The organism is Actinoplanes rectilineatus (assembly GCF_000962825.1).
GTDB lineage: Bacteria > Actinomycetota > Actinomycetes > Mycobacteriales > Micromonosporaceae > Actinoplanes > Actinoplanes rectilineatus.
The window spans coordinates 1-26,170 of the sequence record NZ_JZKF01000096.1 but is presented as its reverse complement, the minus strand read 5'-3'; the positions used below and the strand labels follow the sequence as shown (position 1 = coordinate 26,170).

Here is a 26,170-nt window from a genome sequence, read left to right as displayed (position 1 = left end):
CAAACCCCCTCTCCCTAAAGTACGTCTATCCGGATATACCGGGCGTGTGGATGCCGGATCTGTGCATGGTGACCAGGTGAGCAGCCCGCCCGAACCGCCCGCCACCATCGACCCGAACCTGCCCAGCGCCGCCCGCGTCTACGACGCCTTCCTCGGCGGCACCCACAACTTCGCAGCCGACCGTGCGGTGGCCGCCCGCGCCACCGAACTGGTCCCGGACGCACCCCGCAACGCCCGGGACAACCGCGCCTTCCTGCGGCGGGCCGTCCGGTTCGCGGCATCCCGGGGCATCCGCCAGTTCCTCGACCTGGGATCCGGCATCCCCACCAGCGGGAACGTGCACGAGGTTGCCCGGGAGGCGGCACCGGACGCGCGGGTCGTCTACGTCGACGTGGACCCGTCCGCGGTCCTGTACGCCCGGCACCTGCTCGGCGCCGACCCACTGACCCGGGTGGTCCTCGGCGACGCGCAACGCCCGGAACTACTGCTGACCGACCCCACGGTCCGGAACCTCCTCGATCCCGGCCGGCCGATGTGCCTGCTGATGCTGGCGGTCCTGCACTTCCTGCCGGACAGCCCGGCCCTGGACGCGGCGATGCGGGCGTACCGGGACGCGGCGGCACCGGGCAGCCTGCTCGCGATCTCACACATCACCGGCGGCACCCGGCCGGAGGAGATGGACCGGATCGCGGACCTGTACAACCGGACCGGCACGCCGCTGGTGCCCCGGAACCCGGACCGGGTGCTGCGATTCTTCGACGGGTGGGAGCTGGTCGCGCCGGGCCTGGTCTACACCCCGCAGTGGCGTCCCGGACCGGACGACGACGAACGGGCGGACCCGGCGTCGTCCCTGACCCTGGCCGGCGTCGCCGGACTGGTCACGGACGCGACGCCCGCCTCGTGAGCCGGCTCGGCACCGGAACACCGGCGTCGGCGGGCCGGTCCCAGCCGTCGCAGCAGTCCTCCGGCTCCACCTCGATCAGGTCCAGCAGGTCCGGCCCGGAGTGCCCGGTGTCGACCGAGCCACCGATCAGCCCCATCAGGGCGGCACAGTTGCGCCCGTACCCCTGCACCATCCGGTCCACCCGGGTGAGATGCCCACAACGGCGGCAGGGACGCATCCGCTCCGTCGACGACTCGATCACCGGACCAGTATCACGGTTGAGTCCCGGCGCCGCCGCGCCGACGCGAAGCGGGCTGCCAGGAAACACTCATGTTCGCCGGGATAGTTTCTGCCGCGCGGCGCGTCGGACGAAGGAGAGCACAGAGTGGAAGCGTTCCGGTTCTTCCGGATCACCGCGGTCGCGGAGGCGATCTCGTGGACGGGGCTGCTCGTCGGCATGTTCCTGAAATACGTCACCGAGACGACCGAGGCCGGGGTCTGGCTGTTCGGCCGGCTGCACGGCGGGTTGTTCATCGCCTACTTGGTGGCCACGCTCTGGGTGGCGCGCTCCGAACGGTGGTCGCTGTGGCGCACCGCGTTCGGGCTGGCGTCGTCGATCCCGCCGCTCACCACACTGATCTTCGAACGCTGGGTGGCCAAGCGCCGCCGGGCGGCCACGGAGCCGGCGGCCGCCACCGCCTGAGGCTCCGCAGGACGAGGGGCGTGCCCGTCCGGGCACGCCCCTCGTCGTGTTCCGGGAGCCTTCGTCAACAGACGTAGTCGTGGGTACCGACCAGGCCGCCGCCCACCGTGTCCCCGGAGCGGGGCAGGACTATCGACGTGCCGATGGTGATCCCCCAGTACTCCACACCGCAGCGGAACGCGGCCCGGGGCGAGCTGTTGACCACCCGCCGTGCGCCGCATGCGCTGTGCCCGAAGCGGACGCCGCAGATGCCCTCCGGGGAGTAACTGCACGCGCTCGACGCGATGTTGCACAGACCCGGGGTCTCGTGGATGCCGGCGCACTCGAGGATCACGCCGCCGCTGCTCTGGCAGAAGACCTCGTTGGTGGACCAGGCCTGGCCACCCTCGTAGTTCAGGTTCACGCAGTGGACGCCCTGGTTGCCGTACTGGTCGGTGCCGATCACGGCGCACTTGTGGTTGATCTGCGTGGCGGCGGACGCCGGGCCGGCGGTCGTGGAGATCAGCGCGGCGGAGAGTCCGAGAGTGGTCAGCAGGGCGGCGAGGACCCGCCACCAGTTCCGTTTCTGCATGGTGCCCCTTCGAGGATGCGGACGGATGATGAACACATCGTCAACAGCCGATCGAAGGGGCGACAACGCGCATCTGTCCCCGGGCTGACCGCATCTGTCCCGGTCAGACAGATGGTCAGACCAGGTGCAGGCGGGGCAGGTGCCGGCCTGCGCCGTAGTTCGCCCCGGCCCGGTCGCGTTCCAGCCAGCCGGTCTCGACGAGCATCCGGCGGACCGCGGCCACGTCGTCGGCGACCACGGCGATCCGCTGGTTGACCTCCTCCTCGGTGAGCACGCCGTCGACCGCGAGGAACCGGGCGAACAGCTCGGCGATCTGCTGGTAGCGGTCGCTCATCGTGGGCGGCAGACCGGTCAGCCGGCCGTGCGCGAAGAACGCCCGCAGTTTCGGGTAGTCGTGCAGCAGCGCGGTGATCGGCTGGACCCGGTCGAGGGCCAGGGACGCCTCGCGCAGCACGTCGGTGCGGGCACGGAAGACGCTGTTGCCGGCCGCGGCCGCGAGACCGGCGCCGACCAGCCTCCCCAGGGTCTCGCCGAGCTCGGCTCTCGGCAGGTCGAGGCGGGCGGACAGGTCGGCGATGGTGGCGCCGTCACCACCGCATCCGACGAGCTCGGCGAAGACTCGCAGACGGACGGGTGTGGCGAGCTGGCTCAGAAGGTCGGCAGCTCGCGCGGCTTGTACAGACATCCGCTCACGGTAAGAGTTCACGACCCGGACGGCATACCCAATTTGTCATTGACTCTGGTCGATTGATGGGCAAGGATGGCGCCACAGCACTGCCGCCGGAGCCACGCGGCGCGCGGAAGCCCGGGCAGCTTCCGACGCAATCCCCGCCACCGGCTGCCGCGTCCCCACGTGGGCGGCCCCGAGCTCACCGGAGTGCTGGAGCATGTCCTCTTCACCCGTACACAGAAAGCTCTTGATCTCGATGTTCGCCGCGGTCCTGGCGGCGGCTCTCGCCCTGATCGCCTTCCCCGGCAGCCCCGCGGACGCCCACGGCAACGTGATCGGCCCGTCGTCGCGCAACTACGGCTGCTTCCAGCGCTGGGGTTCGGACTTCCAGAACCCGGCGATGGCCACCGAGGACCCGATGTGCTGGCAGGCCTGGCAGGCCGACCCGAACGCGATGTGGAACTGGAACGGCCTGTACCGCGAGGGCGCGGCCGGGCAGCACGAGGCGGTCATCCCGGACGGCCAGCTGTGCAGCGCCGGGCGTACCCAGAGCGGGCGCTACGCCGCGATGGACACGGTCGGCGACTGGAAGGCCACGAACGTCGGCGGCTCGTTCACGGTGCAACTGTTCGACCAGGCGCGGCACGGCGCCGACTACATCCGGGTGTACGTGTCGAAGGCCGGCTACAACCCGCTGACCACGCCGTTGAAGTGGTCCGACCTGCAGCTGGTCTCGACGGTGCCGAACACGCCCGCCGCGCAGTGGACGCACCAGCTGGACACCGGCGTGCAGCAGGACATCCCGGTCACGGTGGCCGGGCGGACCGGGCGGGCCATGGTCTACACGATCTGGCAGGCCAGCCACCTGGACCAGTCGTACTACTTCTGCAGCGACATCAACTTCGGCGGGGCCACCACCACGACACCGCCCACGTCGTCCTCCCCCTCGTCGTCTCCCTCGTCGTCCCCCTCACCCTCCGCCTCGACCACCACTCCGCCGCCCGCCACCGGCGCCTGCTCGGCGACCTACGCGGTGACGTCGCAGTGGAGCGGCGGGTACCAGGGCGAAGTCCGGGTCACCGCGGGCAGCGCGGCCGTCAAGGGCTGGACGGTGGCGCTGACCTACACGGCTACACCGACCATCCAGCAGGCCTGGAACGCGACCATCACCACCAGCGGGAACACCGTGCAGGCGGTGAACGCGAGCTACAACGGCGCGCTGGCGGCGGGGGCGAGCACCACGTTCGGGGTGCTCGGCTCGGGCACGTCGTCGGCTCCGGCACTCACCTGCACGGCCACCACCTAGCACTCGCGCGGGGCGTTCATCTCGGTTACATTGATGTTAAGTGGGAGCGCTCCCACTTGTTGTGAAGCGTGACTCCGCAGTGCTGAATCCCCACCAGACGGGGAACGAGGCCGCCCCACCTCGTTCCCCGTCGCCCCTGCCCCGATCATGTGAAGATGGCCAGCCTGATGTGCCGCGTCGCGGCCCTCTACCTGCAACTGGCGTACCGGCCGCGGATGGCGACCGCGGAAGCCGCCCGAACCCGGCTCCTCCAACCCAAGACCGACCCGGCACCACCGACCCGGCTCGCCGCACGCCACCGGGTCAGCACCCACACGGTCGGCGGTTTCACCGTCCACACCGTCCAGCCCCGCACCCCCGCCGCGGCCACCGGCACCCGGCCGGTCGTGCTCTATCTGCACGGCGGCGCCTACCTCGCCGAGATCGTCCGCGAACACTGGCGCCTCATCAGCCGCATGGCCGACGCCGGATGCGAGGTGGTGGTGCCGCTCTACGGCCTGGCACCCCAGCACACCTACCGAGACGCGTTCCCGTTCCTGACCGCGGTCTACCAGCAGATCGTCGCCCGCGTGAACCCGGACACGGTCACCGTCGCCGGAGACTCCGCAGGCGGCGGGCTCGCCCTGGCCCTCACCCAGACCCTGCGCACCCCACCCGGACGACTCGTGCTGATCTCCCCATGGCTGGATCTGACCATGAGCAACCCGGCCGTCGCGGCAGTCCGCCCCCTCGACCCCTGGCTCAGCCCACCCGGTCTGGTCGTGGCAGGCCAGGCGTGGGCGGGCGGCGACGACCCGCACCGGCCGGAACTCAGCCCACTCAACGGGGACCTGTCCGCACTGCCGCCCACCGACCTCTACATCGGCACCCGGGACGTCTTCCACCCGGACACGATCCTGCTCCACGAACTCGCCCGCAAGGCCGACGTGGACTGCACGTTGCAGGTGGCGGACGGCGCGTTCCACGTCTATCCGCTGGTCACGATCGTGCCGGAGGGACGGCGGGCGGCAGCCGACATCGTCCGGCGTATCACCGGCGGTCACCCTTCCTGACAAGACCTTTCACGGGTACGCGTCAAAGTCCGGTCCCGCCTGCCGCCTACCTCGCGCCCTCGCCTCCCCGCGCCCTCGCCTCCCCGCGCCCTCGCCTCCCCGCGTCCCCGTGCCCTCGTCTCCCCGGGTCCCCGCGCCCTCGTCTCCCCGCGTCCCCGCGCCCTCGCGTCCCCGCGCCTTCGCGCCCGACACTCCGACACTCCGACACTCCGACACTCCGACACTCCGACACTCCGACACTCCGACACTCCGACACTCCGACGATGGTCCTGGACGACGGCTGGCAGTCCTCAGCCGTCGCTGACGGCTGAACTACACCTCCCGAACAGCCGCAAACGACGGCCCCACTCGCCCGGCCGTCATCCACGGCCCGTCAACGAGCCGAAAACAACCCTGGACAACGGCTGAACCAGCCCGAGCCGTCGCCGACAGCTGAATTCGATCTTCAGGGCAACCCTGAACGACGGCTCGGCCGGGGCAGCCGTCGGTTGTGGTTCGCCCGAAAGCCACGAACGCCACGGCTGCTCGTTTCCGGCTGTCTCGTTTCCGGCTGTCTCGTCTCCGGCTGCCTCGTCTCCGGCTGCCTCGTCTCCGGCTGCCTCGTCTCCGAGCACGTGGGCGCTGACTGTGGCGCCTTCCTACGTCTCATGCACCGACCGTGCGGCGATCGTGGTGCGCCGGCTGCCCCCAGCTGGGGTCAACGCACCACGATCGGGGTGGCGCCGACTTGGCCGATCGTGGTGCACCGGTCGCCCCGGCGGCAGTCAACACACCACGATCCAGGCAGCGCCAACTCGGCCGATCTTGGTGCGCTCACCACCGCCAGGGGTAGCCAACGCACCACGATCGAGTTCGGCCGCCGTGGCGTCCCACGCGATGTGCACTCCAGTCAGGTGGGTGGCTTCGGGTCCGCGGGCAGTCAAAGGGTCGTTGGCGAGGGCATGCAGCGGACGACGACTGCGCCGAGCAGGGCGGCGGCGAGCAGGGCGGCAAGCGGGGGCGGCAAGCAGGGGCGGCGAGCAGGGGCGGCCGTCGCCCGGCCGTTGTGGACGGGTTCGTGCTGACCGGTTCTGATCGGAGTGTCACGCCGGCTGGGGACGGTGCTCACGGCGTACCGGAGAAAGGGCTGAAGAAGGACGCCTGGCCGGCGTTGCACTGGCTCCATTGACCTTCAGTTATGCAAGAGATGTTGCGCAACTGGTGTTGTGGGTGCAGTGTGGAGGGATGAGTAAGGAGATTCGTGAGGTCAGTGGGTCGGATGTGCTGGCGGCGCTGGCGCATCCGCTGCGGCGGCGACTGATGGATGTGCTGAAGGTTCACGGGGCGTGCACGGCGAGCATGATGGCCGAGCGGACCGGGCAGGCCGTCGCCAACGTCAGTCACCACATCAAGGTGCTGGCCGGATGCGATCTGGTCGAGGAGGCGCCGGAGCTGGCCCGGGACCGGCGGGAACGCTGGTGGCGGCTGGTGTCGGCGGGCGTGCGGTGGTCGACGGCCGGGGCCACGGATCCGGCCGGGGAGGCTGTGGCGCAGGCGGCGCTCGCGCTCAACCTGGAACGGCAGAGCGGGCTGGCGCGAGCCTGGTGGACGGCCGACGAGACCGAGAAGGATCACTGGGGTGCGGGGCCGTTCTCCACCGACCACTGGTTGAGGCTGACGCCGGAGGAGCTCGCCGAGTTCGAGCGGCAACTGCAGGCACTCGTCGGCGGCTGGCGAGACCGGGCGATTCCGGACGACGGGCAGGAACGCGAGTCGGTGTTCTTCTTCGCCCACGGCGTCCCCGCGAAGCCGTGACCCGGGACTTCCGGCTGCTGTGGGGCGCCGAGGCGAGCAGCAAGCTGGGCACCAGCATCACCCAGCTGGCGATTCCGTTGATCGCAGTCTCCACCCTGCAGGCTACCGCCTTCCAGACCACCCTTCTGTACGCGGCGACCTGGCTCCCGTGGCTGCTCGCCGGGCTGCCCGCGGGCGCCTGGGTGGACCGGATGCGCCGGCGGCCCGTCATGATCGTCTGTGATCTGGTGGCGTTGGGGCTCTTCCTCAGTATCCCGGTCGCGGCCTGGCTGGACGTGCTGACCATCGGGCAGCTGCTGGCCGTATCTCTGGCCGCCGGGACGGTGGCGGTCTTCTTCGACACGGCCAACCAGGCGTTCCTGCCCGTGCTGCTCACCGGCGACGACCTGGCCCGCGGCAACGCGCGGCTGCAGGGCACCGAGTCGACCATGCAGGTGGCCGGTCCGGGCCTGGCCGGCCTGCTCGTGCAGTTGGTCGGTGCGGCGGCCGCGGTGCTCGTCGACGTGGCCAGCTATGCCGTCTCGGCGCTGTTCGTGTGGCGGATCCGGGCCCGCGAGCCGCGACCCGAGCCGAAACGCACCCGGCTGCGCAGGGACGTGGCCGAGGGGATCCGGTTCGTGGCTGCCGACCCCTACCTGCGGGTGCTCACCGCGTTCGGGGCGATGTGCAACCTGGGGCTGATCGGCTACCAGTCGCTGTTCGTGGTGTTCCTGGTCCGGGACGTCGGCATCGGCGCCGGTACGGTCGGCCTGCTGATCGCGGTGACCAGCCTCGGCGGGATCGCCGGGGCGGCGCTGGCCGGACCGGTGTCCCGGCGGATCGGCACCGCCCGGGCGGTGCTGCTGTTCAACATCGGGGCGATGCCGTTCGGGCTGCTGCTGCCGCTGACCGGGACGGGATGGCGGCTGGCGTTCCTGATCGTGGCGCTGCTGGCGATCGGGGTGGGCGTGGTCGCCGGGAACGTGCTCAAGGCCTCGTTCCGTCAGCAGTGGACACCGCCGGAGCTGCTCGGGCGGGTGCTGGTGAGCATGCAGGTGCTGAACCTGGGGGCGATGCCGCTGGGTGCCCTGGGTGCGGGAGCGCTGGCGTCGGCGGTGGGTGTCCGCGACGCGATGTGGTGGTCGACCGGGTTTCTGGCGGTCACCGGCCTGTTCCTGCTCATCGGCCCGATCAAGAGCCGTCGTGATCTTCCGTCGCGGGTGGTGGTCGGGGTCGGCGTGTGACCGTTCGGCTGTGCGGGCGGCGGCGGAGAGCCGGCACCCGCACAGCGCGCCTCGTCAGCGTCCTCGTAGGAAGGAGACCGCTTCGATCAGGGCCAGGTCGGTGAGGGTCGGGTCGTGGCGGGGGCCAATGTCGCGCATGAAGGCGTGCTCGCCGCCCTGGTAGAGGTGCAGTTCCAGGTCGTCGTGGCCGGCCGCGTACAGGGCGGTCAGGATCTGCAGGCGGGCGTCGGCGGGGACATGCGGGTCCTGCGTGCCGAAGACGACCATCAGGCGGCCGTTGATGTCGGCGGCGCGGCCCAGCGAACCGGCGTCCGGGTCGGCGCCGAGCTTCCCGTTCTGCAGGCCGGTCGGGTAGAAGCAGACGGTCGCCTCGACCCGCGGATCGAACCCGGCCCGGAAGGCGAGATGCCCGCCGATGCAGAACCCGGTCACGAAGATCTGGGTGATGTCGGTCCGCGCCTGCATGGCGTCGATCACCGCGACCCGGTCCACGTCGAACTGGGCGCTGGTGGTGGCGGCCGCCCCGTCCAGGCCGGCCTGCTTGCCGGCGTCGTCGAACTCCAGGGCCACCCCGGCCAGCGGCCCGTGCGGGTAGATCTCCGGCGCGACGACGACGAAGCCTTCCGCGGCGAGCCTGCGCGCGGTCCGCAGCGTCGACTCGGTGAGCTGGAAGATGTCGGTGTAGAGCAGCAGGCCGGGATACGCCTCGTCCCCCACCGGACGGATCACGACGGTCCGGATGTCCCCGGCCGGCGACGGCACCTTGATCTCATTCTCAACGATCTTCACGCGACTGCACCCTAGCGGCGCGCGCTGTGCGGCGGACGACGGCACGCCGACTTCCGAAAAGCGAGGAATGCCGGAAAGGTGGAGGTGGGCGGCTCCGGACGCGGGAGGTGCGGGGATCGGTTTGATCGCTAGTTTTCGCTGGTGAATCGTGTTTTCAGGGGTGTGGGGATCGTTGCCAGGGCGGTCCTGCTCGTCGGCGTGGGACTGGTGTGGGCTCATGCGGCCGATGAGGCGACCATGACCGTCTCCGTGACGGACGACGCCGCGGAGACCGGGGACGACCAGCCCGCCTCGGCATCGGGGGTAGACACGGCCACCTCCATCGGGATCGCCTGTGTCTCGATGGGCGAAGACGACTACTGCAAGCTGCAGATGCGGGACGCCGAGCAGCGCACCGCCATGCCGATCGTCGCGGAGGACGCGCCGATCCGGCAGGTGGAGCGCCGGATCGCCGAGGCGCTCACCGTCGCGACCTGCCCCGGGGAGACCCACACGGATCGCTGGGGACGGGTCGAATGCCTCGCGCCGTTCTGGCGGGCACCGCACCCGGAGGCGGTGGGACGGCTCGACGACGCTCTGGTCGCGGCGCATCTTCTCGACCGGGTGGTGCGGATCGCCCGGGACACCGATCCGGCGCATCCGGGGTCGCTGGTCTATGGGGTGCGGGTCGACGACGTGTGCTTCATGGGATCGATGACGACCCGGGCGCACCAGCACCAGTGGGAGGCGGGCGTGCTGGCGGACGGGCAGTGTCTTGCGGCGTGAGTGAGCAGCTCAGCCCGGCAGCTGCCTCGCCCGTCAGGTGAGAACTGGTAGCTGCCGGGGAGGCGTGGGCGTACCCCTAGAAGATCGTCAAGCGGGAGCGGATCTCCTCGGGGGAGACACCGAAGGTTTCCGCTATCTCGACGCCGGTGGGGGTGATGTGAAAGGTGGCCAGTTCGGTGTAGACCCTGGTCACGCACGCTTTGCCGGTCAGTGGGTAGGTGCAGGACGGGACCAGTTTCGGCTCGCCCTGCTTGGTGAAGAGGGTCATCATCACCCAGACCTCCTTGGCGCCGACTGCCAGGTCCATCGCGCCGCCGACCGCGGGGATCGCGTCGGGGGCTCCGGTGTGCCAGTTGGCCAGGTCGCCGGTTGCCGAGACCTGGAAGGCACCCATCACGCAGACGTCCAGGTGGCCGCCGCGCATCATCGCGAACGAGTCGGCGTGGTGGAAGTAGGCGGCGCCCGGCAGTTCCGTGACGGGCTGCTTGCCGGCGTTCGTCAGGTCCGGGTCGGCCTGCTCCGCGGGGACGACCTCGCCCATGCCGAGCATGCCGTTCTCGGTGTGCAGGACGACGCCGCTGGACGGGTCCAGGTAGCGGGCGACCGCGGTGGGCTGGCCGATGCCGAGGTTGACGTAGGCCCCGGATGGGATGTCCCGGGCGATCAGGCGGGCCAGTTCGTCCTTGTCCAGGCTCACCGGGGCACCTCCACCAGCGTGTTCACGTAGATCGACGGGGTGACGACGGCCTCCGGGTCCAGGTCGCCGACGTCGGCGATCCGGGACACCTCGGCGATGGTGACGGCGGCGGCGGTCGCCATCACCGGGCCGAAGTTGCGGGCGGTCTTGCGGTACACCAGGTTGCCGAGGCGGTCGGCGACGTGCGCGCGGATCAGGGCGACGTCGCCGCGGATCGGGAACTCCAGGACGTATTCGCGCCCGTCGATCACCCGTGTCTCGCGGCCCTCGGCGATGGTGGTGCCGACGCCGGTCGGGCAGTAGAACGCGCCGATGCCGGCGCCGGCCGCGCGCATCCGTTCGGCCAGGTTGCCCTGCGGGACCAGCTCCAGCTCGATCTTGCCGGCGCGGTAGAGGCCGTCGAAGACCCAGGAGTCGCTCTGGCGGGGGAAGGAGCAGATCATTTTGCGTACGCGGCCCGCCGCCAGCAGTGCCGCGAGGCCGGTGTCGCCGTTGCCGGCGTTGTTGCTGACGATGGTCAGGTCTCCGGCGCCGTGCTCGATCAGGGCGTCGATCAGCGTGACCGGCATGCCGGCCATGCCGAACCCGCCGACCAGCACGGTGTCGCCGTCGCGGACCGCGGCCACCGCGGTGCGGGCGTCGGTGATGTCGGTTCTCACGTGGTCACGTTCTCCAGGACGACGGCGAGGGCCTGGCCGACGCCGATGCAGATGGCGGCGACACCCCAGCGCTGCTTGCGTTCGCGCAGGACGTGGGCCAGGGTGCCGAGGATGCGGGCTCCGGACGCGCCGAGCGGGTGTCCGATGGCGATCGCGCCGCCGCGGGTGTTGACGATCTCCGGGTCGATGTCCCAGGCGTCGACGCAGGCCAGGGACTGGACGGCGAAGGCCTCGTTGAGCTCCACGGCGCCGACGTCCGACCAGCCGATGCCGGCCTGCCGCAGTGCTTTGCCGGCGGCTTCCACCGGGGCGAAGCCGAAGTCCTGGGGGTCGAGGGCATGGGCGGCGCGGCCGGCGATCCGGGCGAGCGGATCGAGGCCAATGGTTCCGGACATTTCTGAATTTCCCAGCAGAACGGCCGCGGCGCCGTCGTTGAGCGGTGACGCATTGCCGGCGGTGATCGTTCCTGACGGACGGAAGGACGGCTTGAGCCGGGCCAGCTTCTCGGCGCTGCTGTCGGCGCGGATTCCCTCGTCCCGGTCCAGATCGGCGATCGGCACGGTCAAGTCCCGATAGAAGCCATCGTCCCAGGCTCTGGCGGCCAAAGCGTGCGAACGGGCGGCGAACGCGTCCTGCCGCTCCCGGGAGATGCCGAACTTGTCGGCCAGCTGCTCGTTGCACTCCCCCAGCGACACCGTCCACTCGGCCGGCATCCGCGGATTGACCAGCCGCCAGCCCAGCGTCGTCGACACCGCCTCGAGACCACCGGCCGGGAACGCCCGGGACGGCTTCGGCAGCACCCACGGCGCCCGGGTCATCGACTCGACCCCGCCGGCGACGACCACCGACGCGTCGCCGGCCGCGATCGCCCGGGAACCGCTGATCGCGGCGTCCAGACTCGACCCGCACAGCCGGTTCACGGTGGTCGCCGGCACCGACGTCGGCAACCCGGCGAGCAGCACCGCCATCCGGCCCACGTTGCGATTGTCCTCGCCCGCGCCGTTCGCGTTGCCCCAGATCACGTCGTCGATCCGGGCCGGGTCGAGGCCGGGCGCCTTGGCGAGCAGCCCGGTCAGCGCCGCCGCGGCGAGGTCGTCGGGGCGCACGTCGGCGAGCGCCCCGGAGTACCGGCCGAACGGGGTGCGGACGGCGGCGTACAGGAAGGAATCGGTCATCGGGGCTCCTCGGCCAGGACCTGTTGCGCGATGCGGAAGGCGGTGTTCGCGGCCGGGACGCCGCAGTAGATCGCGGTCTGCAGGATCACCTCTTTGATCTCGTCGACGCTGAGCCCGTTGGTACGGGCCGCCCGCACATGCATCGCCAGTTCGTCGTGGTGGCCGAGAGCGATCAGGGCGGTGAGGGTGATCAGCGAGCGGTCGCGGCGGGCCAGGCCGTCGCGGGTCCAGATCTCGCCCCAGGCGTACCGGGTGATCAGATCCTGGAAGTCCCTGGTGAACGCGGTGGTGGCGGCGGTCGCCCGGTCCACGTGCGCCGGGCCGAGGACCTCGCGGCGGACCGTGATCCCGGCCCGGCGGGACTCGTCGAAATGCTGGTCGAGCAGGAAGGCGACCACCTCGGGGCTCTCCGCGGGCGCCAGGTGCGCGACGTTCTCCAGCACGACCAGCCGGCCGGCGAGCACCGTCGAGGCGATCAGGGCGACGCCGTCCGGCGGGGTCGGGCCGTCCAGTGCCCCGGCCACCGCCAGCACCGGGGCGGCGATCTCCGGCAGCCGGTCGCGTACATCGAAGAGGGCCAGCGCCTCGCAGGCCCGCGCGTAGCTCTCCGGGTCGGTCGCGCGCAGCGCGCCGATCAGCGGTTCGGTGACCGCCGGATCGGTGCCCGGCGCGAACCAGCGTTCCCGGGAACCGGCGACCACCGGCTCGACGCCCCCGGCACGGACCAGGGCCGCCCGCTCGCGCCACATCGCCGGCTCGCCGATCCGCGCGCCGGTGCAGAGCAGCGCCGCGGCGCTCACCCGTTCCGGGAAGTCGAGCAGCAGTTGCAGGCCGATCGCGCCACCGATCGAGTCGCCGGCGTAGAGGAACGACGTGTCCGGCCGGATCCGGTCGGCCAGGGCGACCACCTCGCGGGCCAGGTCACCGATCGTGAACGGTTCGCTCGCGGGCGCGCTGCGGCCGTGGCCGGGCAGGTCGAAGCCGACAACGTGGTAGCGCCCGTAGAGCCGTCCGGCGGCGGCCGGCCAGAGCGTCTCGACGCTGGTCCCGACCGACGACCCGAGGATCAGCAGCGGACATCCGGGTGCGTCCGACAGGGTGGTCGCGGTCAGCATCGTGAGCCCCTTGCCCGCGCGATGGCGGCGTCGATGATCTCGTCGGTCGCACCCCGGTAGGGGGTGTCCGTTGCCGCGTCCGGGGTGATCGACAGCTGTTCGGCGTCGATGCCCGGCCGCGCCGTCGCCAGGTTGGCCGTCATCCAGGCCGTCTCGACGCGCAGGCCGTCCAGCAGTTCGGCCGTCTGGGCGCCCGCCACCACCGTGCGGCGGGCCAGGGTGCGCAGCGCCGACCACTCGACGTGCCAGCCGCCGTCCGGCCGTTCGTCGACGGCCGACGCCGCGCCCGCGTGCACGGTGGCCGCCAGCAGCGGTCCGGCCAGCGCGGCCCGGCGGATCAGCACGGACAGCACCGGGTTCTGCTTGTTCGGCATCGCCGACGAGCCGCCGCGCCCGGCGACCGGGCCCTCGGACAGTTCGTGGACCTCCGGCCGGGCCGCGACCAGCACGTCGTTGGCGATCCGGCCCCACGCGTCGGTGCAGGTCACCAGAGCGGCGGCCATCCCGGTCAGCGGCGCCCGGGCGGTGTGCCACGGGTCGCGGGCCGGCAGGCCGAGGCGCGCCGCCGTGGTGGCGACCAGCGCCTGGGCTGCGGTCGGCGATCCGGCCAGGGCGACCGGGGCGGCCAGGCTGCCGGCCGCGCCGCCGATCTGTACCGGCAGGAGGGCGGCACCGGCCAGGCGGTCCCGGGCGTCCAGCACACCGGTCAGCCAGGACGCCGCTTTGAGACCGAAGGTGATCGGTACGGCGTGCTGGGTCAGCGTCCGGCCGGCCATCGCGGTGTCCCGGTGCTCGCCGGCCAACCGCACCAGGGCGGCGATCTGGTGTTCCAGGTCGTCGCCGATCCGCGCCGCCGCCTCCACCAGGCAGAGGACCAAGCCGGTGTCGACGACGTCCTGGCTGGTCAAGCCCTTGTGCAGCCAGGCGGCGGCGGACGGGTTGCGGGCCTGCAGGCGTCGGCGGAGCAGGGCGAGCAGCGGGATCAGCGGGTTGCCGCCGGATTCGGCGCCGGCCGCGACCGCCGGGACGTCGTCCGGGCCGATCAGCCCGGCCAGGTCGTCGGCGGCGGCCGGGACCGCCACCGCGTGCGTCACCAGTGCCTCCAGCCAGGCGGCCTCCACCCGGACGAACGCGGCCAGCACGCTCGCGTCGGTGAACAGGTCACCGGCCCGGTCGTCGCCGGGCCACAACAGGTCGCTCACGCCCAGGCGTCCCGCAGGCGTGGGTAGGTGAGGAAGACCGTCTCGTCCTCGCCCTGCAGGCGTACGTCGAAGACCAGGCCGTCGTCGTCGCGGGTGGCGATCAGCGTGCCCCGGCGCTCCGGGGCGACCGACCGCAGCACCGTGTCGGCGGCCAGTAGTTCGTCGTCGCCGGGCAGGTAGATCCGGGTGAAGAGCCGGTCCAGCAGGCCGCGGGCGAAGACGGTCACCGCGAAGAACGGCGCCCGGCCCTCCTCGGTCGGGCCCGGCTCCAGGGTGGTGAACTGGTAGTGCCCGTCCGGGTCGGTGCCGGCCCGGCCCCAGCCGGTGAAGCTCCAGCCGTCCCGGCGCAGCGAGCCGGGCTGCCGCACGATGTGCCCACGCGGGTCGGGCTGCCAGATCTCCAGGACCGCGTCCGGGATCGGGGCGCCCGCGCCGTCGTAGACCCGGCCGTGCAACCGGATCGCGCGCGGGTCGCCCGGCGGGACCAGCTCGTTCATCCCGGGGAACTCGAGGCCGAGGTGGAAGAAGGGGCCGACGGTCTGGCCCGGAACAGCGCTCATGCGTCGTGGTCCTCGGTGTCGAGCGGAGTGCGGTGGGTGCCGGTGAGCACGATGTCCCAGCGGTACCCGGTGTTCCACTCCGGCGTGGTGAGGTCGTGGTCGTAGTGCGCGATCAGCAGGTCCCGGGCCTTCGGGTCGGTGATCGACTGGAAGATCGGGTCGTACGCGAAGAGCGGGTCGCCCGGGAAGTACATCTGGGTGACCAGACGCTGGGTGAAGTCGGTGCCGAAGATCGAGAAGTGGATGTGCGCGGGGCGCCACGCGTTGAGATGGTTGCGCCACGGGTACGGTCCCGGCTTGATCGTCTGGAACCGGTAGGTGCCGTCCGGGCCGGTCAGCATCCGGCCGACGCCGGTGAAGTTCGGGTCGTGCGGGGCCGGGTGCTGGTCGCGCTGGTGGCGGTAGCGTCCGGAGGCGTTCGCCTGCCACACTTCGACCAGCTGGTTCGCCACCGGCCGGCCGTCGCCGTCGAGCACCCGGCCGGTGACCACGATCCGCTCGCCGAGCGGGGTGCCGGCGTGCTGGATGGTCAGGTCGGCCTCGTCGTCGGCGACGTCGCGGTGACCGAAGGCCGGGGCCCACAGCTCCACCGACTCCGGGTCGACCAGGTGCAGCGGGTGTTCGGGGTGCCGCAGCACACTGCTGCGGTACGACCGGTAGTCGATCCTCGGTTGCGGTCCCGCCGTGTGCTGGGCCGCCGCCGCGATCTCGGCATCGATGTCCGCCTGGGTCAGCTCCATGTTCACGCTCCGGACGCTAGGGCCAACCGGCCCGTTTCCGCGATACTGGTCTTCCACTGAACGGAAGGGTTCGAACGTGGCCGGTCCCAGCGTCACCTCGCGGGCGCTCGCTCTGCTCGGCGCGTTCGACTCCGACCACCGCAGCCTCTCACTCAGCGATCTGGCCCGCAGGGCGAACATTCCGCTCGCGACCGCGCACCGGCTGGTCGGCGAACTGCACCGGTGGGGAGCGCTGGCCCGGTCGGCCGACGGCTCCTACGTGATCGGCCGGCGGATCTGGCAGCTGGGGCTGCTCGCACCGGAGCAGACCGGTCTGCGGCAGGCGGCGTCGCCGTTCATGCACGACCTGTACGGGGCGACGCTGGCCACCGTGCACCTGGCGGTCCGCGACGGCCTGCAGGTGCTGTACGTGGAACGGCTCGCCGGCCACGTGTCGGTGCCGGTGGTGAGCCGGGTCGGGTCCCGGCTGCCGATGCACGCGACCGGCGTCGGCAAGGTGCTGCTCGCGCACGCGCCGGACGACGTGCTGGCGGCAGCGCTGCAGAATCTGACCCGGGTCACCGCGTACACCGTCACCCAGCCCGCCCGGCTGCTGGATCAGCTCCGGCGGGTACGCGCCGAGGGCTACGCGACCACCGGCGAGGAGATGAGCCTCGGGGCGTGTTCGGTGGCGGTGCCGGTGCGCGCCGGGGCCGACGTGGTCGCGTCGTTGGGGATCGTGGTGCCGGACCTGCGGCGGCAGTTGCCCCGGCTGGTGTCGGCGTTACGGGTCGCCGCGCAGGGCATCGGCCGGACGATGTCCGGGGTTGCGGCGGCACCTCCCGGGGTTCCAGGCTGACGGGATGCGTACTCAGGTCGCCATCATCGGAGCCGGTCCCGCCGGTCTGCTGCTGTCCCACCTGCTGGCTCGGGGCGGAGTCTCGTCGGTGGTGCTGGAGACCCGGTCCGAGGAGTATGTCGGGGCCCGGATCCGCGCCGGGATCCTGGAACACTCCAGCGTGGAGCTGCTCACCTCGGTGGGGCTCGGGTCGCGCCTGCGGTCGCTCGGTGAGCAGCATCGGGGGATCTACCTGCAGTGGCCGGGTTCTCGGCATCATGTGGACTTCATGTCACTGACCGGGCGCAGTGTCTGGGTCTACGGGCAGACCGAGGTGCAGAAGGACCTGGTGGCGGCGCGTTCCGCCGACGGCCAGGAGATCCACTACTCGGTGTCGGGTGTCGTCATAGGCGACGATTTCGTGAAATTCACGGACTCGTCCGGTTCGGTGCGGCAACTCGACTGCGACGTCATCGCCGGGTGCGACGGATCGTTCGGGCCCAGCCGGCACGCCATCCCCTCCCCCCAGGTGTACGAGAAGGTGTACCCGTACTCGTGGCTCGGGATCCTCGCCGACGTCGCGCCCTCCACCGACGAACTGATCTACGCCTGGCACCCGAACGGGTTCGCGCTGCACTCGATGCGCTCGGCCACCGTCAGCCGGCTCTACCTCCAGGTTCCGGCCGGCACCGACCCGTCGTCGTGGTCCGACGACCGGATCTGGGACGAGCTGGCCGCCCGGCTCGGCCACGGGCAGAACGGCTGGAAACTCACCCCCGGCCCGATCACCGACAAGAGCGTGCTGCCGATGCGCAGCCACGTGCAGACCCCGATGCGGCACCGCAACCTGTTCCTGGCCGGAGACGCCGCGCACATCGTGCCGCCCACCGGAGCGAAAGGGCTGAACCTGGCGATCGCCGACGTGGCACTGCTCAGCCGGGCGCTGATCGCCCGGATCGTCTCCGGCGACACGACCCTCGCCGACAGCTACTCCGACGACGCGCTGCGCCGCGTCTGGCGGTGCACCCACTTCTCCTGGTGGATGACGACGATGATGCACGCCTCCGGCGACCCGTTCGACGCACAGCTGCAGTTGTCGCAGCTGCGGTGGGTGGCGACCAGCGAGGCCGGCGCGACCGGGCTGGCCGAGAACTACGCCGGACTGCCCATCGGTTTCTGACCGTCCGGCGGGTCGGTCTCGGCGATGGTCGGCGGCGCCGGGGCGTGATCCACCGCCTCCCGGTACGTCCCCGTGGGCAACGTCGACGGGGACGCCGCCGCCGGCACCTGCCCGTTGGCGGCCGCCGGCTCCCGGGCCAGCAGCCCCTTGCCGAACGAGGCCACGGTGGCCAGGAACGCCACGTTGAACGCGGCACCCCAGTCGAAGGTGAACACGTCGAACGCTCCGGCCAGCATCGTCGCCGACAGCGAACCCAGGAACGTCTTCACCAGCCGGGCCACCAGGTCCGGCCAGAACGCCAGATCGGTCAGCCTCGTCGCATACTGCACCGCGGTCAGCGCCAGCGACGACACGAACGCGCCGAACGCACAGGTCAGCGACAGCCGCCAGGGCAGCTCACCGACCGGCCCGGCACCCCCGGCCAGCAGGGTCGCGAAGAACACCTGACCGGCCGACCAGCCGGCCCGCTCCACGAAGTCCAGCAGCACCGCCCGCCACTTCGGAACCGTCATAGCCATCGACCATCCTCGCTGCGAAGATCACCGAGAATCCCCCGAACGGCTCGCCCTGTCGATCAACTCGCGCAGGATGGCGACCATGGCGGCGGGCAGCGGGTGGCGAGGGGCCAGCCAGTCGAGGACGGCGGTCGCGGCGGCGGCGTTGTGCGCGTACCCCGGAACCATCGCGGCCAGCGGCAGCACCTGCGGCGGATGGGCCCGCTCCACCCGCCGCGACGGGTCGAACAGGTCACGGTACAGCGGTTCACCACTGCCCAGCCGGGCCAGCGACACCACCCGGTCCACCGCCCGCACCTGGATCAGGCGGGACGCGGCCAGCCGCTCCCCCCGCAACTCCCGGTGCAGGCCCGACCAGAGCAGCGTGAGCGCCTCCCCGACATGGAACTCCGGCGAGTCGTACGGCGTCCGGGGCGGCAGCACCTCGCTCTGGGTGAGCCCGGGCGGCGCGTCGGCCCGCCGCCACACCACCCGGGCGCCGGAGAACGGCAGGTGGGCGAGCTCCCGCGCGGTCACTATCCGGTACGCGGCGAGAATGCCGTCCGCATAGAGCGCGGTCCGCCCGTTCCGCTCGTGGGCATAGCTCCACAGCACCGGGCACGGCGCCTCCAGCCAGTCGGTGCGGTCCAGCAGCCGCCACACCGCCCGCTCCTGGGCCACGACCAGGAAGTCCAGTCCGGAGTGCTCGTCGAGGCGAGCCCGCTGCGCCCCGGCCGACCCGAGCGCGAGAAGCGCCACGGTGTCGGCGCGCTCGGACAGGACGGTGGCCAGTTCGTCGAGCCGGCGCAGGATCGGGTGCATCGTGCCCTCCACACTGAGATACCGGCGTATCCCTGAAGGACATCATCGATCCTCGATGCCCGTTGATCTAGACCCGTAGGTCATCGGGCGCAGGCCGAGTCCGCGACCGCCCGGCGGAACGGGGCCGCGCCGAGCGGCAGACTCCGCCCAGCATCCACTCTTGCCGATGGGTCGCGACGTCGCTATGTTAATGAAAAATCACATGTTGACGAAGATTGAAACACGGTCGTAGCTGGATGATCGGTAGGAGGTAAGCGAATGCAAAATCTCAGCAGACGAAGCATCCTGACCCTCGGCGCCGCCCTGGGTCTGGCGGGTGTGGCGGACCCGTCGCGGGCGTGGGCGTGGTCGTCCGCCGGCTCGATCGCGGCGACCGACACGGTCACCGATCCGTGGGGGGTGTGGGACGACGCCACCGATCCGCTCGTGGCGTCGCTCCTGGAGAACGGGCAGATCCCGGCGGTCAACACCGCGTTCGGGGCGTGGCGGCGCAACGGCGACCCGCTGCCCGGCGGCATCCCGGCCGGGCTCACCACCTGGCTCCAGCAGCACAACACGCTGCCGTCGTGGGCCGACCAGACCAAACTGAGCCGGGCCGCCCAGTTCAACAAGCGGATGAGCATGTACCTGTTCCTGCTCTACGGGCTGGGCAGCGGCATCATGAGCACGGCCATCCCGCGCGAGGCCCGCAACGTCTACTGGTCCGAGGGCGGCGGTGACATGCAGGCGCGCGCGGCCAAGACCTTCACCTACGGGTACGACCTGAGCGCGCTCGACGCCTTCCAGCCCACCGGCGGTTTCGTGGTGACGTCGAACAAGACCCGTCTGACGCACGCCGCGGTCCGTCACCTGCTGCCGCAGTCGGCGAAGTGGCGGGCCGTCACCGACGACCAGGATTTCATCCCGATCAGCAACGGCGACATCCTGGTCACGTTCCACAGCCTCGGCACCTATGTGTACGGGAAGCTGAAGTCCTGGGGCATCCGGATGTCGGCGGCCGAGGAGGAGGCGTACCTGCACCAGTGGCAGGTCGCCCTGCACCTGCTCGGTGTCCGCGACGACTTCATCCCGGCCAGCTGGGCTGCGGCGAAGGAACAGTCGGCGTACGCGCTGACACCGGTCATGGCGTCCACCCCGGAGGGCGTAGACCTGGCCGACATCCTGCTCAACCTGGTCGCGCAGGTCGATCTGGGCGTCACCCGCGGATTCCAGCGGGAGTTCGCCCGGTACGTGCTCAGTGACAGGATCGGCGACTGGTTGAAACTGCCGCGCGACTACGCGTCGCGTACCGTGATCGAGGTCGGCTGGCCCGCCTACGTCGCGTTCCGCGAGGGGTTGTCGCCGGTCATCCCGAGCACGTTCTCGCTCTTCGACCAGTTCGTGCGGGGCCTGGCGATGCTGTTCCTCAACAACGGGACGTCGCCGACGTACACCCCGATCACCATCCCGACCGGGAACCGCCCCGGCACCTGAGGGTTCACAGCAGGGCGCCGATGACCAGGGCGGTGACCGTGTCCCGATGGCCGGGGGTGTCCTGCCAGCGCAGGGCGCGCCCGGCCTCGACCACCACGCCGAACCCGGCGTGCACCAGCAGGCGGGCCTGCCGGGCGTCGAGGTCCGGGCGGACGGTCCGCAGCTGCTGCTCCCAGACGGCGATGTGTTCGCGCTGGGCCAGGATCAACGGGCGCCGCAGACCGGCCGGCAGACCGGCGAGTTCCGCCTCGGCGACGCTGGTCAGGGCGTTGTGTTCGAAACTGTAGGCGACGTATGCCGCGGTCAGCGCGGTCAGTGCCGCGTCCGGCCCGGTCGCCCGGTGCAGGCTCCGCTCGACCGCCTGGGCGAGCAGTCCGGCCGCCTGCAGGCACGCGGCGACCAGGATGTCGACCTTGCCGGGGTAGTGCCGGTAGATCGCGGACGGGGCCAGCCCCACCGCCTGGGCGATCTGCCCGTTGGTGACGGTGGCGAAGCCGTCCCGGGCGAACAGCGGGACGGCCGCGGCGAGGATCTCGGCACGGCGGGTCCGCGGCACCGGCGGGGCGGGCAGGTCGACCGGTCCCGCGAGGCCTTCGGCCGCGGCCGGATCGGCGGCGACCACCCCGCGGGCCGAGGCGACGAGCAGGTCCTCGATGCGGCGCTGGGCGATCGAGGTGTGGTGCATGGTGACGGATCCGATCGCCCCGAGCGCCGCGACCGCCCGCAGACGTTCCGCCGGCCGCGGGTGCTCGCGGTGGACCGCCGTGGTCACCCGGTCGACGACGTGCCCGAACTTCGCCCGCAGCAGCCGCCGGTCGGCCCGGTCGAGGTAGCGGGCCTCCCAGCGGTAGAGGCCGCCCGACCGGCGGTGCGCGACCGTGACCCGGGTGAGGGCGGTGAGCACGTCGGTGAGGGCGGCCTCCGGACCGCAGGTGTCCAGGGCGGCGACGAGCCGGTCCACCATCAGGTCGGCGCACCCGGCGAAGAGCGCGTACTTGTTGGGGAAGTGCCGGTAGAGCGCGGGGGCACTGATGCCCACCGCCGTGGCGATCTCCTCCATCGAGGCGGCGTGGTAGCCGCGTTCGCTGAACACCTGGCCCGCCGCCTCGACGATGAGCTGCTTGCGGTTGCGCGGGCGGGCGGCTGCGGCCGGCCCGGCCGTCACCGGCGCGCTTCCACGGTCGGGGGCGGACGCAGAGCCATACGCGTCAGTCAATCACAGCGGGATCGACGCCTCGATGAGGTCGGCGGCGCGGTCGGCACCGCTGGCGGCCCGGACCTCCCGGCTCAGAGCCGCGCTGCGGGCGATCACCTCCGGGTCGGTGGTCAGCGCGATCAGGGCGTCGCGCAGCTCCACGGCGGTCACCGTCGCGCTCTCCACGACCCGGGCCACCCCGAGCGACGCCAGCTGCTCGGCGTTGGTGAACTGGTCGGAGGCCTGCGGCGCGGCGATCATCGGGACTCCGCAGTGGAGGCCCTCGCTGCTGCCGCCCATCCCCGCGTGGGTGAGGAAGGCGTCCGCCTGCTCCAGGACGGCGAGCTGCGGCACCCACGGATGCAGCTCCACACTGTCCGGAATCGGCCCGAGATCGGCCGGGTCCACGTGCCGGCCGATGTTGATCACCGTGTGCCAGCCCGGCAGGTCACCGAACGCGGTGATGCAGCGCCGGTAGAACTCGGGCTGCCGGGTGAAGGCCGACCCCAGCGAGACCAACAGGACCTTCTCGGCACCGGGCGGGCGGGTCCAGCCGCCCTGCTCCGCACGGGCGCCGAGGACCGGGCCGACGAAGCTGTAGACGGTGGGATCAACGCGGTCGGCCTGCGGTTGCAGGGCCTTCGGGAGAAGAGCGAGGCAGCGTACGGGACGGCCGAGGAACGCCGTGCTGTCGGTGACCGACGAGCCGTTCTCGGTGAGCCACGCCGTGAAGCGCCGGTAGTACTCCGCCCCGCGCGGGTCGGCGCGCAGGCCCTCGATCATCGGTGCCATGTCCTGCTCGTAGCCGTCCCAGGCCACGAAGGCCGGGGCGAGCTGGACCGCCGGGATCCCCCACTGCTCACCGAGGATCCGGGCCGGGGCGCCGGCGATGTCGTACAGGAACAGGTCGGGGCGATCGTCGTTGTAGGCGGCGCGCAGCTGCGGCAGCATCGAAGCCGCGTCATCGAGGAAGACGGTGAGCTGCTCGATCGGGTCGTCGCTCCACACGTCGTCGCCGGTCGGGATCGTCGTCTTGTACGGCTTGAGCTCGGCGCCGGTCGCCTCGATCACGGCGGCGAAGGACGGGTCGTTGGCGTAGGTGACCCGATGACCGCGCCGGACGAGGGCGCGCATGACCTCCAGGCTCGGGTTGACGTGGCCGTGGGCCGGGATGCTGACCATGGCGATGTGGGACATGGGTTCCTCCACCTTGCGTTCTCGCGTGCTTGCGTTCTTCCGTGCTTGCGTTCTCGCGTTCTCGCGTTCTCGCGTTCTCGCGTTCTCGCGTTCTCGCGTTCTCGCGTTCTCGCGTTCTCGCCCTCAGAGGCGAGACGCAACGTCTCGTCTCAGACTGGCACGGGTCCGGTGCGCGGTCAAGACGGAACGTCTCGTCTCGCGTACCATCGGAGAGGTGACCGCCCCGCACCGCCGCAACGAACGCTCCCGCCGCGCCATCCTCGACGCCGCCCTGGCCCTACTGACCGAAACCGGCTACTCCCGCATGACCATCGAGGCGATCGCCGCCCGCGCCGGAGTCGGCAAACAGACGATCTACCGCTGGTGGCGCAGCAAAGGCGCCGTCGTCCTGGACGCCCTCGTCGACGGCCTCCCCGCGGCCGCCGCCCTCCCGGACACCGGCGACATCCACGCCGACCTGCGCGCCGTCATCCGCGCCACGGTCGCCGAATTCGCCGACCCGCACCTGTCCGCCACCACCCGCGCCCTCACCATCGAAACCCTGGCCGACGCCGAACTGGCCGCCCAAGTCCGCGACCGGCTGCTACGCCCACAACTCGACCAGGTCCGCGACCGCCTGGAATCAGCCCGGCGCGCCGGGCAGATCCGCGACGACGCCCCCCTCGACCAGGTGGTGGAGCTGCTCTTCGGGCCGATCTACCACCGCTGGCTGCTACGCACCGGCCCGCTCACCGAGCCCTACGCCGACACCCTCGTGACGCTGGCCCTCACCGCGGCGTGCCAACCGACTGTCGGCCCGGCGACTGAGCGGCAACCCGATCTCCACGCGGAGTGACGATGTCGGCGTCGAAGCGGCCACCGACGGCCGCACCAGGAGGAGATGATCGAGATGGCACTGGACCCCTGGCCCCAGATCCGCAAAGGTCACAAGGCACACCCGGTGCTCACCCTGCAGTACCTGCTCCGCGCCCACGGGCACACGGTGACCCCCGACGACGAGTTCGGGCCGCAGACCGAGACCGCGGTCCGCGCCTTCCAGACAGCCAAGAGACTCACCGTCGACGGCATCGCCGGCCCGCAGACCTGGCAGGCCCTGGTCACCACGGTCCGCCGCGGCGACCGGAGCGACTCGGTCCGCGCCGCCCAGCAGGAATTCGAATACCGCAGCAAGCCACTGCTGGTGGTGGACGGCGAATTCGGCCCGGCCACCGAGGACGTGGTCCGCCGGTGGCAGCAGTTCGTCAAGGACCGCGGCGAAACCGCCATGATCGTCGACGGCGTCGTCGGCCCGCAGACCTGGCAGTCCCTGATCAGCGGCATGTACTTCTTCTTCCCGCGCACCAGCGAGGCCGGCAACGCGGTCTGAGAGGAGACGATCAGCATGGCACTACAGCCGTGGCCGCAACTCCGGCAAGGCCACAAAGCGCACCCGGTGCCCAGCCTGCAGTACCACCTGCGGGCCCGCGGGCACACCGTGGTGGTGGACGGCGACTTCGGCCCCAAGACCGACACCGCGGTCCGCGCCTTCCAGAAACAGAAGAACCTGATCGTGGACGGCATCGCCGGCCCACGGACCTGGCAGGCCCTGGTCACCACGGTGCGACGCGGCGACGAGGGCGACGCGGTCCGCTCCGCCCAGGAGGAGTTGCAGGCCCGCAACCTGTCCGGCGACCCGTCCAAGGCGCCGGCTGTCGACGGCGACTTCGGCCCGCAGACCGAAAAGGCCGTCCGGAACTGGCAGCAGGCGATCCACGACGTCGACGAGTCGGCCATGCTGGTCGACGGCATCGTCGGCGGGCAGACGTGGCAGTCCCTGATCAGTGGCATGCACCTCGGCTGATCCACAGCCCGATCAAGACGGCGAACGCACCCACAGTCCGGAGATCACGGATCACGGATCACGGTCCACAGATCGCGGTCCACAGATCACGGATCACGGGCCACGGATCACGGGCCACGGATCACGGGCCACGGATCACGGGCCACGGATCACGGGCCACGGATCACGGCTCACAGTCCGCGGTCAGCGGTCAGCGGTCAGCGGTCAGCGGTCAGCGGTCAGCGGTCAGCGGTCAGCGGTCAGCGGCGATCGAGTTACCACGGTGATCATCGTCCGTGGCGGTGCACGCACCCGATGACCGTGAAACGCGATGGTGGGCGCACCCGATAGCTGCGGACGGCGATGTGGGCGCACCCGTGCTCCTTCAGGAGACCGCCGCCTGGCGAACCGCTACGTGGGCGCACCCGGCGAACCGCAAGGTGTGCACTTCCGCCACCCGCCACCCGCCAGCGGCCAATCGCCAGCCACCAATCGCGACGTGAGCGCACCCAGTGACTGGGTTGGGTGCGTTCACCATCCGCGATAGGACGGTGGCAGCACCCGATCACGGTTTCGGGTGCTGCCACCGCCCTGCACTTGCGGCACCGCCCGGATCGGGCGCGCTCGGCATATCCCGGGATATCCCGGTAAATCCGAAAAGATACCCGCGAGCGGCGGTCGATGGCTTCGAGCCGGCCGCCACGACCACGACCACGACCACGACCACGACCACGACCACGACCACGACGGGATACTCGAACGACCGCTGAGCACGGCCGCACACCCCGGGCCGTCGCACACGGCTCTCCCCCAGCCGCTGACCAGCCATAGACGACGGCCACACAGCCCGAGCCGTCGCACACGGCTCCCCGCCAGCCCCTGACCAGCCATAGACGACGGCCACACACCCCGAGCCGTCGCACACAGCTCCCCGCCAGCCCCTGACCAGCCATAGACGACGGCCACACAGCCCGAGCCGTCGCACACGGCTGACCACCGCTCCGAAAACAGCCACCGACGACGGCCGACGATCCTGAGCCGTCAGCCAGGGCTCCCCTTCGCGCGGTTGAACAGGCTGAACGACGGCTGACCGGACGATGACGGCTCATATCACCTGAACAGCAACTAACCGACCGGCGGCGGCTCGCCAAGTGGCGCCAACGGGCGGGGGCCCTCTGTGCCAAGATCATGAGAGGCAAGATCTACTCTTGAAACGTTGAGTTGAGGGCGAGCGAGGAGACCACCACCGGTGGGTTCGAACAGTGAGGT

Annotated in this window: 28 protein-coding genes; 13 read left to right on the top strand and 15 right to left on the bottom strand. The window is 71.2% G+C overall.

The window, feature by feature from the left end; translation table 11 throughout:
- Positions 1 to 76: 76 nt before the first annotated feature.
- On the top strand, positions 77 to 904 hold the full coding sequence (locus WH85_RS39650) for an SAM-dependent methyltransferase (RefSeq protein ID WP_063775595.1): 828 nt from the start codon (positions 77 to 79) through the stop codon (positions 902 to 904).
- Here WH85_RS39650 and WH85_RS39645 read toward each other — a convergent pair.
- Entirely contained in the window at positions 879 to 1,145 is a 267-nt protein-coding gene (locus tag WH85_RS39645; RefSeq protein WP_063775594.1) for a hypothetical protein, read from the bottom strand. The two genes, WH85_RS39650 and WH85_RS39645, sit on opposite strands and share 26 nt — an antisense overlap.
- A gap of 123 nt (positions 1,146 to 1,268) precedes the next feature.
- On the opposite strand from WH85_RS39645, the gene WH85_RS39640 reads away from it, so the two are divergent.
- On the top strand, positions 1,269 to 1,586 hold the full coding sequence (locus WH85_RS39640; RefSeq protein WP_045747305.1) for a DUF3817 domain-containing protein: 318 nt from the start codon (positions 1,269 to 1,271) through the stop codon (positions 1,584 to 1,586).
- Positions 1,587 to 1,650: 64 nt separating this feature from the next.
- Here the strand turns inward: WH85_RS39640 and WH85_RS39635 are convergent, their stop codons facing one another.
- Positions 1,651 to 2,157, bottom strand: coding sequence for a hypothetical protein (locus WH85_RS39635; protein WP_045747304.1), 507 nt, complete (start codon positions 2,155 to 2,157; stop codon positions 1,651 to 1,653).
- A gap of 115 nt (positions 2,158 to 2,272) precedes the next feature.
- The gene (locus WH85_RS39630) at positions 2,273 to 2,842 is read right to left on the bottom strand and encodes a DUF2087 domain-containing protein (protein ID WP_045747303.1); all 570 of its coding nucleotides are present in this window, start codon (positions 2,840 to 2,842) and stop codon (positions 2,273 to 2,275) included.
- 241 nt (positions 2,843 to 3,083) lie between these two features.
- Between WH85_RS39630 and WH85_RS39625 the strand changes: the two genes are divergently transcribed.
- The 4 genes from WH85_RS39625 (at position 3,084) to WH85_RS39610 (ending at position 8,202) form a co-directional block, all read left to right on the top strand.
- Complete coding sequence (locus WH85_RS39625; RefSeq protein ID WP_245674294.1) at positions 3,084 to 4,133, top strand: lytic polysaccharide monooxygenase auxiliary activity family 9 protein; 1,050 nt, start codon at positions 3,084 to 3,086, stop codon at positions 4,131 to 4,133.
- A gap of 155 nt (positions 4,134 to 4,288) precedes the next feature.
- Positions 4,289 to 5,185 carry an alpha/beta hydrolase gene (locus tag WH85_RS39620; protein ID WP_045747311.1) on the top strand — a complete coding sequence of 299 codons (897 nt, stop codon included), beginning with the start codon at positions 4,289 to 4,291 and terminating at the stop codon, positions 5,183 to 5,185.
- A 1,224-nt stretch (positions 5,186 to 6,409) separates the two neighbouring features.
- On the top strand, positions 6,410 to 6,979 hold the full coding sequence (locus WH85_RS53915; protein ID WP_045747301.1) for an ArsR/SmtB family transcription factor: 570 nt from the start codon (positions 6,410 to 6,412) through the stop codon (positions 6,977 to 6,979).
- A complete protein-coding gene (locus WH85_RS39610; protein WP_045747300.1) occupies positions 6,976 to 8,202 on the top strand; it encodes an MFS transporter in 1,227 nt (408 codons plus the stop codon). Before WH85_RS53915 ends, WH85_RS39610 begins: the two co-directional genes overlap by 4 nt.
- 54 nt (positions 8,203 to 8,256) lie before the next feature.
- On the opposite strand, the gene WH85_RS39605 is transcribed toward WH85_RS39610, so the two are convergent.
- A complete protein-coding gene (locus tag WH85_RS39605) occupies positions 8,257 to 8,991 on the bottom strand; it encodes a dienelactone hydrolase family protein (RefSeq protein ID WP_045747299.1) in 735 nt (244 codons plus the stop codon).
- A gap of 237 nt (positions 8,992 to 9,228) precedes the next feature.
- On the opposite strand from WH85_RS39605, the gene WH85_RS39600 reads away from it, so the two are divergent.
- Positions 9,229 to 9,756, top strand: coding sequence for a hypothetical protein (locus WH85_RS39600; RefSeq protein ID WP_157411506.1), 528 nt, complete (start codon positions 9,229 to 9,231; stop codon positions 9,754 to 9,756).
- 76 nt (positions 9,757 to 9,832) lie between these two features.
- On the opposite strand, the gene WH85_RS39595 is transcribed toward WH85_RS39600, so the two are convergent.
- From WH85_RS39595 to pcaH, 7 genes are read right to left on the bottom strand one after another with little or no spacing between them, the layout of a single operon-like run.
- Positions 9,833 to 10,453, bottom strand: a complete 621-nt coding sequence (locus WH85_RS39595; RefSeq protein WP_045747297.1) for a 3-oxoacid CoA-transferase subunit B — start codon at positions 10,451 to 10,453, stop codon at positions 9,833 to 9,835.
- Entirely contained in the window at positions 10,450 to 11,112 is a 663-nt protein-coding gene (locus WH85_RS39590; protein ID WP_045747296.1) for a 3-oxoacid CoA-transferase subunit A, read from the bottom strand. Before WH85_RS39590 ends, WH85_RS39595 begins: the two co-directional genes overlap by 4 nt.
- The gene (locus WH85_RS39585; RefSeq protein ID WP_045747295.1) at positions 11,109 to 12,287 is read right to left on the bottom strand and encodes a thiolase family protein; all 1,179 of its coding nucleotides are present in this window, start codon (positions 12,285 to 12,287) and stop codon (positions 11,109 to 11,111) included. Before WH85_RS39585 ends, WH85_RS39590 begins: the two co-directional genes overlap by 4 nt.
- Positions 12,284 to 13,402 (bottom strand): bifunctional 3-oxoadipate enol-lactonase/4-carboxymuconolactone decarboxylase PcaDC, encoded by a 1,119-nt coding sequence (gene pcaDC / locus WH85_RS39580; RefSeq protein WP_045747294.1) that lies wholly within the window; start codon positions 13,400 to 13,402, stop codon positions 12,284 to 12,286. Before pcaDC ends, WH85_RS39585 begins: the two co-directional genes overlap by 4 nt.
- On the bottom strand, positions 13,396 to 14,604 hold the full coding sequence (locus WH85_RS39575; protein WP_045747293.1) for a lyase family protein: 1,209 nt from the start codon (positions 14,602 to 14,604) through the stop codon (positions 13,396 to 13,398). Before WH85_RS39575 ends, pcaDC begins: the two co-directional genes overlap by 7 nt.
- Positions 14,601 to 15,164: a protocatechuate 3,4-dioxygenase subunit alpha gene (gene pcaG, locus WH85_RS39570; RefSeq protein WP_045747292.1), complete on the bottom strand. Its 564-nt coding sequence runs from the start codon at positions 15,162 to 15,164 to the stop codon at positions 14,601 to 14,603. Before pcaG ends, WH85_RS39575 begins: the two co-directional genes overlap by 4 nt.
- Positions 15,161 to 15,904 (bottom strand): protocatechuate 3,4-dioxygenase subunit beta, encoded by a 744-nt coding sequence (gene pcaH / locus WH85_RS39565; protein ID WP_045747291.1) that lies wholly within the window; start codon positions 15,902 to 15,904, stop codon positions 15,161 to 15,163. The genes pcaG and pcaH overlap by 4 nt, the downstream gene beginning before the upstream one ends.
- Before the next feature lie 76 nt (positions 15,905 to 15,980).
- Between pcaH and WH85_RS39560 the strand changes: the two genes are divergently transcribed.
- Positions 15,981 to 16,742, top strand: a complete 762-nt coding sequence (locus WH85_RS39560; protein WP_045747290.1) for an IclR family transcriptional regulator — start codon at positions 15,981 to 15,983, stop codon at positions 16,740 to 16,742.
- Between the two features lie 4 nt (positions 16,743 to 16,746).
- Positions 16,747 to 17,901: a 4-hydroxybenzoate 3-monooxygenase gene (locus WH85_RS39555; protein ID WP_045747310.1), complete on the top strand. Its 1,155-nt coding sequence runs from the start codon at positions 16,747 to 16,749 to the stop codon at positions 17,899 to 17,901.
- Here the strand turns inward: WH85_RS39555 and WH85_RS39550 are convergent.
- Positions 17,874 to 18,419, bottom strand: coding sequence for a holin (locus WH85_RS39550; protein ID WP_083449619.1), 546 nt, complete (start codon positions 18,417 to 18,419; stop codon positions 17,874 to 17,876). The two genes, WH85_RS39555 and WH85_RS39550, sit on opposite strands and share 28 nt — an antisense overlap.
- A gap of 21 nt (positions 18,420 to 18,440) precedes the next feature.
- Entirely contained in the window at positions 18,441 to 19,217 is a 777-nt protein-coding gene (locus tag WH85_RS39545; protein WP_157411505.1) for a hypothetical protein, read from the bottom strand.
- A gap of 258 nt (positions 19,218 to 19,475) precedes the next feature.
- Here WH85_RS39545 and WH85_RS39540 point away from each other — a divergent pair, with 258 nt between their 5' ends.
- The gene (locus WH85_RS39540) at positions 19,476 to 20,690 is read left to right on the top strand and encodes an oxygenase MpaB family protein (RefSeq protein WP_045747288.1); all 1,215 of its coding nucleotides are present in this window, start codon (positions 19,476 to 19,478) and stop codon (positions 20,688 to 20,690) included.
- Between the two features lie 4 nt (positions 20,691 to 20,694).
- Here WH85_RS39540 and WH85_RS39535 read toward each other — a convergent pair whose 3' ends face one another.
- Together WH85_RS39535 and WH85_RS39530 are read right to left on the bottom strand one after the other, a co-directional pair.
- Positions 20,695 to 21,855: a TetR/AcrR family transcriptional regulator gene (locus WH85_RS39535; protein WP_045747287.1), complete on the bottom strand. Its 1,161-nt coding sequence runs from the start codon at positions 21,853 to 21,855 to the stop codon at positions 20,695 to 20,697.
- A 51-nt stretch (positions 21,856 to 21,906) separates the two neighbouring features.
- A complete protein-coding gene (locus WH85_RS39530) occupies positions 21,907 to 23,082 on the bottom strand; it encodes a macrolide family glycosyltransferase (protein WP_045747286.1) in 1,176 nt (391 codons plus the stop codon).
- Between the two features lie 214 nt (positions 23,083 to 23,296).
- On the opposite strand from WH85_RS39530, the gene WH85_RS39525 reads away from it, so the two are divergent.
- The 3 genes from WH85_RS39525 to WH85_RS39515 are packed head-to-tail and all read left to right on the top strand — an operon-like array spanning position 23,297 to position 24,922.
- Positions 23,297 to 23,917, top strand: a complete 621-nt coding sequence (locus WH85_RS39525; RefSeq protein WP_045747285.1) for a TetR/AcrR family transcriptional regulator — start codon at positions 23,297 to 23,299, stop codon at positions 23,915 to 23,917.
- 45 nt (positions 23,918 to 23,962) lie between these two features.
- Positions 23,963 to 24,448: a peptidoglycan-binding domain-containing protein gene (locus tag WH85_RS39520; protein ID WP_245674292.1), complete on the top strand. Its 486-nt coding sequence runs from the start codon at positions 23,963 to 23,965 to the stop codon at positions 24,446 to 24,448.
- Positions 24,449 to 24,463: 15 nt separating this feature from the next.
- Positions 24,464 to 24,922: a peptidoglycan-binding domain-containing protein gene (locus WH85_RS39515; protein WP_245674291.1), complete on the top strand. Its 459-nt coding sequence runs from the start codon at positions 24,464 to 24,466 to the stop codon at positions 24,920 to 24,922.
- Positions 24,923 to 26,170 lie beyond the last annotated feature (1,248 nt).